The sequence below is a fragment of the Sphingobium sp. genome, assembly GCF_041987595.1.
GTDB lineage: Bacteria > Pseudomonadota > Alphaproteobacteria > Sphingomonadales > Sphingomonadaceae > Sphingobium.
Map to the genome: position 1 here is coordinate 1 of NZ_JBHIWJ010000170.1, position 4,877 is coordinate 4,877.

The window sequence follows — 4,877 nt, forward strand, 5'->3', positions numbered from 1 at the left end:
ATGCTGGGGCTGGGCGAGGAGCGGCTGGAGGTCCATCAGGTGATGGACGACATGCGCTCGGCCGACATCGATTTCCTTACCATGGGGCAATATCTGCAGCCCACGCCCAAACATGCAAAGGTCATGGAGTTCGTGACCCCAGCGGCGTTCAACGCCTATGCTGCGATTGCGCGGGCCAAGGGCTTCCTTCAGGTCGCGTCCAGCCCACTGACCCGCTCAAGCTATCATGCGGGCAAGGATTTCGCTGAAATGAAAGCCGCGCGTGAGGCGCAGTTGGCGAGGGCAGGCAAGTGAGAGTTGGCAAGTAAGACCGATGCCCAGGCATAATGAGACAAGGGCGCTTCCCTATGCGCCCGAACAGATGTTCGATCTGGTGGCGAATGTCGCAGCTTATCCCGAATTCCTGCCGTGGGTCAGCGCCATTCGCGTCCGCTCCGACAGCGAGTCGGAAATGGTCGCGGACATGATCGTCGGCTTCAAGGGGATCAAGGAGAGCTTCACCTCCCGCGTCCACAAGCATCGGCCCGATCATGTGCGGGTCGATTATCTCGACGGGCCGCTCAAGCACCTCCACAATGAGTGGAATTTCCGCGACGACGGCAAGGGCGGCGTGCTGGTGGACTTCGAAGTCGAGTTCGAATTCAAGAGCAAGCTCTTCGAAATGCTGGCGGGGCAGGTGTTCGACAAGGCGCTGCGCAAGATGATCGGCGCCTTTGAAGCCCGCGCAGCGGAGCTTTACGGCGCGGGCGAGTCGGGCAGCAGCAGTTCGAGCGCGCAGAGCGCCGCCTGAAGGCGCACGCCGCCCCGGCCGGTATCCCCGAAATGATGCATGTCGGCCACGATCTTGTCGGGGTTGCCGCCCCGTTCGGCGCGAGCGAAGACGACAGTGCCGACAGGCTTTTGCTCTGACCCGCCGCCGGGACCCGCTATCCCCGTGATGGCGACAGCGACCTGAGCGTGGCTCTTGTTGAGCGCGCCCTGCGCCATCGCCCAGGCGGTGGCAATGGAAACCGCACCAAAGGTTTCGATGACATCCTGGGAGACTTTCAGAAGCTCACTCTTCATGTCGTTGGAATAAGTGATGAATCCGGCTTCGAATACCTCCGATGAGCCAGCGATTTCGGTGAGTGCCGCCGACACCAGTCCGCCGGTGCAGCTTTCGGCAACGGCAATGGTACGACCGGCGCGACGGTTTGCGATGATGACGCGCTCGGCAAGTTCGACAAGCGGTGCGGGAAGGATGCTGTCTGGCATGGCGATCAGAATAGCGCGGGGAGGGAGAGGGTGGCAACTGCCTGTGCGGCGATCCCTTCGCGTCGGCCTGCAAAGCCCAGTCGCTCCGTCGTGGTGGCCTTCACGCTGACCCGGTCGATGGGCAATTGCAGGATTTCCGCGATGCGGGCGCGCATGGCGTCGCGATGCGGGCCGATTTTCGGCGCCTCGCAGATCAGCGTCAGGTCGACATGTTCGATAGAGCCGTCCCGTTTCGCGACACGTTCAGCCGCATATTCCAGGAAGCGGAAGGACGCGGCGCCGCGCCATTGGGGATCGGTTGGCGGAAAATGACTGCCGATGTCGCCTTCGGCAAGCGCGCCCAGCAGGGCGTCGACAATCGCATGCAGCGCCACATCCGCGTCGCTATGCCCGGAAAGGCCGCGATCATGCGGAATTTGGATGCCGCCGAGCCAGAGTTCATCCTTTTCCGCGAGACGATGGACGTCATACCCCATGCCGACCCGCATGCTGCGGCCGGCGCCAAATTGCGCTTCGGCGCGAGCGAAATCCTGCGGATAGGTCAATTTTTCGAGCCTTTCGTCTCCGGCCACCAGCATAACGGTGGTCCCCTGCGCCTTCAGCATTTGCGCGTCGTCGGTCGCTTCCCGCGAATCGTCCCATCGCCGGTGGGCAGCGAGGATGGCGTCGAACCGGAAGGCCTGCGGCGTCTGGACCCGGACGAGCGCATTGCGATCGACCACTTCGCCGGAATGGCTTACAAGCGTATCCGTGACGGGCAGGGTAGGGATCGCGCCGGGAGCCTGCTCCAGCGCGTCCAGCAGGCGGTCTATCACGGCAAGCGGCAGAAAAGGGCGCGCCGCGTCATGGATCAATATCCGGGCCGCGCCGCCATCCGCTGCAATATGCTCCAGCCCCGCGCTAACGGAACCGCGGCGGCTGTCGGCGCCTTCGATGATCGCGGCGACGCGGCGGTCGCCCAATGCGGCGCGTGCGGTGGCCTGCTGCCCTGCGCCCACGGCGATCACGATGGAGTCGATGGCGGGGTGCGCGGCGAGGGCGTCGATGGCGTGGGCGAGGACGGGCTTGCCCGCGACATTACGGAATTGTTTGGGAACATCGCCGCCAGCGCGGCTTCCCTGTCCTGCTGCCACCAGCAGTGCGACGGTTTTTTCTGTCATGATCGCGCCTGTATCGCAGCGCGGAATGGATCGCCAGTCCCGCTTGCTTGCCGCGAGAGCCGATTTCGGCTAAGGGCTGCCTGTTTTTTAGGCACTGTCAGATTGATGAAGACTTCATGAAGACCCTCTCTCCCATCTCCGTCGGCCCGGTGGCGATCGACATGCCGGTCATATTGGCTCCGATGACGGGCGTAACCGACATGCCGTTCCGGACGCTGGTGAGGCGCTATGGATCGGGTCTGAACGTCACCGAAATGATTGCGACGGCGGCGATGATCCGTGAAACACGCCAATCCTTGCAAAAGGCGGCCTGGCATCCGGTGGAAGAGCCGGTTTCTATGCAACTTGCGGGCTGCTCGCCCTCCGAAATGGCGGAGGCGGCAAAGCTGAATGCCGATCGCGGCGCGGCGATCATTGATATCAACATGGGTTGCCCGGTGAAAAAGGTCGTCAATGGCGATGCGGGCAGTGCCCTCATGCGCGACCTGCCGCTGGCCGCCGCGCTGATCGAGGCGACGGTGAAGGCGGTGGATGTGCCGGTCACCGTCAAGATGCGCATGGGCTGGGACCATGCCAGCCTCAATGCACCCGAACTGGCCCGCATTGCCGAGGATCTTGGCGCGAAGCTCATCACCGTTCACGGCCGCACCCGCTGCCAGATGTACAAGGGTTCGGCGGACTGGGCTTTCGTGCGCAGCGTCAAGGAAGCCGTGTCGCTGCCGGTGATCGTCAATGGCGATATCTGCTCGATCGACGATGCGGAAGCCGCGCTGGAACAGAGCGGAGCGGACGGCGTGATGATTGGGCGCGGCGCCTATGGTCGGCCGTGGCTGATCGGGCAGGTGATGCACTGGTTCCGCACCGGAGAACGGCTGGCCGATCCCGCGTTGGAGGAGCAATATCGGGTGATCGTCGAACATTATCGCGCGATGATCGATCATTATGACGGCCTCACCGGCGTTAACATGGCCCGCAAGCATATCGGCTGGTATACCAAGGGATTGCCGGGATCCGCGGAGTTCCGCAATGCCGTCAATCAGGAACCCGATGGCGATGTCGTGCTGGATATGCTGGCCCGCTTCTACGAACCGCTGATCGCCGAAGAGGGGCCGGTCGAGACGCGCAAGGCGGCATGACCGAACATATGACGACCGTCCCGTCGCATCGATTGCAACAGGACGGGCCTGCGCTTGCCGAACTGATGACGGCGCTGCCGGTGGCGACGTTGGTAATCCGTCCGGACAACAGCATTGCCGACGCGAATGTGCGGGCCGAGACGCTGCTCAACATGGCGCGGTCCGCGATCGTGGGCAGCGACGTCGCCCGGACGATCCGCATGGCGGAAATGGGCGCGCGCTTCGATATCTGGCACAGCAACAAGCCTATCGCGGCCTATGATATCCGCGTCCATGCCGGGCGGACGGCAGAGATGGAAGTCGATCTGATGATCGCGCCGATCGTCGATCATGAAGGGTGGCGGGTGGTTTCGATCCACACGCAGAGCCAGGCGCGCAAGATCGGACATCGCGGCACTGCCGGAGGCGCGCGCTCCGCGATCGGCGCGGCGGCGATATTGGCGCATGAGATCAAAAACCCTCTGTCCGGCATACGCGGCGCGGCGCAATTGCTGGAGTCGGGCAATGAGGGGCGTGACGTCGCGCTGACGCAGTTGATCTGCAATGAGGTGGATCGGATCGCCGCGTTGATCGATCGGATGCAGGATTTCACCACTGACCGGACGCTGGAGTGCCGGAGCGGCAACATCTATCCGCTGATCGACCGGGCGGCCAATATCGCTGCGGCAGGATTTGCAAAAAATATACGTATCATAAAGAGTTATGATCCATCCTTGCCATTCGCCAACATCAATGATGACGCGTTGGTGCAGGTGATGATCAACCTGCTCAAAAACGCGGCGGAGGCGCTGGAACATACCGCCAAACCTCGCATCAGGGTGGAGACGGCCTATCGTCATGGCGTGTCCATGGTAGTCGGCAAGGGGAAGGGCAGCGCAGTGCTGCCGATCGAGATCCTGGTGATAGACAATGGGCCGGGTGTGCCGGATCATATCCTTGATCACCTGTTCAATCCATTTATCACCGGGCGAAGAGACGGAACGGGATTAGGCCTTGCGCTGGTCGATAAGCTGGTGCGCGACATGAGTGGTTTCGTTCAATATTCGCGTGACAGCGACGCGGAGGAATCGACCTTCCGCATTCTGCTGCCGATGGGAATGGGTTGATGGCGGCAACGGGCGCGATTTTGGTGGTGGATGACGATCCGGCGATCTGCGTGGTCGTCGGCGAAGCGTTGCGGCGGCAGGGACATCGGGTCAAGACGGCCGCCTCCATCAAGGAACGCAGCGCATTGCTGGAGAGCTTTTCGCCCGATGTGCTGATTACGGACGTCATGCTGCCTGATGGCGACGGGCTGGACGGCATCGCGATCGACCTGCCCGCGCTG

At 62.5% G+C, this 4,877-nt stretch carries 6 protein-coding genes and 1 pseudogene; 5 read left to right on the top strand and 2 right to left on the bottom strand.

Features of this window, described 5'->3' with window-relative positions:
- Together ACFC3J_RS22080 and ACFC3J_RS22085 are read left to right on the top strand one after the other, a co-directional pair.
- Positions 1-294 (top strand): annotated as a pseudogene (locus ACFC3J_RS22080) (lipoyl synthase); the annotation flags it as partial.
- A 19-nt stretch (positions 295-313) separates the two neighbouring features.
- On the top strand, positions 314-790 hold the full coding sequence (locus ACFC3J_RS22085; protein ID WP_375198097.1) for a type II toxin-antitoxin system RatA family toxin: 477 nt from the start codon (positions 314-316) through the stop codon (positions 788-790).
- Here ACFC3J_RS22085 and ACFC3J_RS22090 read toward each other — a convergent pair.
- Complete coding sequence (locus tag ACFC3J_RS22090) at positions 736-1,254, bottom strand: CinA family protein (protein ID WP_375198098.1); 519 nt, start codon at positions 1,252-1,254, stop codon at positions 736-738. The genes ACFC3J_RS22085 and ACFC3J_RS22090 overlap by 55 nt on opposite strands.
- Positions 1,255-1,259: 5 nt before the next feature.
- Positions 1,260-2,414, bottom strand: a complete 1,155-nt coding sequence (locus ACFC3J_RS22095; RefSeq protein ID WP_375198099.1) for a bifunctional 2-C-methyl-D-erythritol 4-phosphate cytidylyltransferase/2-C-methyl-D-erythritol 2,4-cyclodiphosphate synthase — start codon at positions 2,412-2,414, stop codon at positions 1,260-1,262.
- 116 nt (positions 2,415-2,530) lie between these two features.
- Here ACFC3J_RS22095 and dusB point away from each other — a divergent pair, with 116 nt between their 5' ends.
- The 3 genes from dusB to ACFC3J_RS22110 form a co-directional block, all read left to right on the top strand.
- A complete protein-coding gene (gene dusB, locus ACFC3J_RS22100) occupies positions 2,531-3,550 on the top strand; it encodes a tRNA dihydrouridine synthase DusB (protein WP_375198100.1) in 1,020 nt (339 codons plus the stop codon).
- Positions 3,547-4,656 (top strand): nitrogen regulation protein NR(II), encoded by a 1,110-nt coding sequence (locus ACFC3J_RS22105; protein ID WP_375198101.1) that lies wholly within the window; start codon positions 3,547-3,549, stop codon positions 4,654-4,656. Before dusB ends, ACFC3J_RS22105 begins: the two co-directional genes overlap by 4 nt.
- A partial coding sequence (locus tag ACFC3J_RS22110; RefSeq protein WP_375198102.1) for a response regulator occupies positions 4,656-4,877 on the top strand: 222 nt, incomplete at its 3' end. The genes ACFC3J_RS22105 and ACFC3J_RS22110, both read left to right, overlap by 1 nt.

Coding starts and splice junctions, on each gene's coding strand:
- ACFC3J_RS22085 (WP_375198097.1), top strand. CDS start 314: ATGCCCAGGCATAATGAGACAAGGGCGCTTCCCTATGCGCCCGAACAG.
- ACFC3J_RS22090 (WP_375198098.1), bottom strand. CDS start 1,254: ATGCCAGACAGCATCCTTCCCGCACCGCTTGTCGAACTTGCCGAGCGC.
- ACFC3J_RS22095 (WP_375198099.1), bottom strand. CDS start 2,414: ATGACAGAAAAAACCGTCGCACTGCTGGTGGCAGCAGGACAGGGAAGC.
- dusB (WP_375198100.1), top strand. CDS start 2,531: ATGAAGACCCTCTCTCCCATCTCCGTCGGCCCGGTGGCGATCGACATG.
- ACFC3J_RS22105 (WP_375198101.1), top strand. CDS start 3,547: ATGACCGAACATATGACGACCGTCCCGTCGCATCGATTGCAACAGGAC.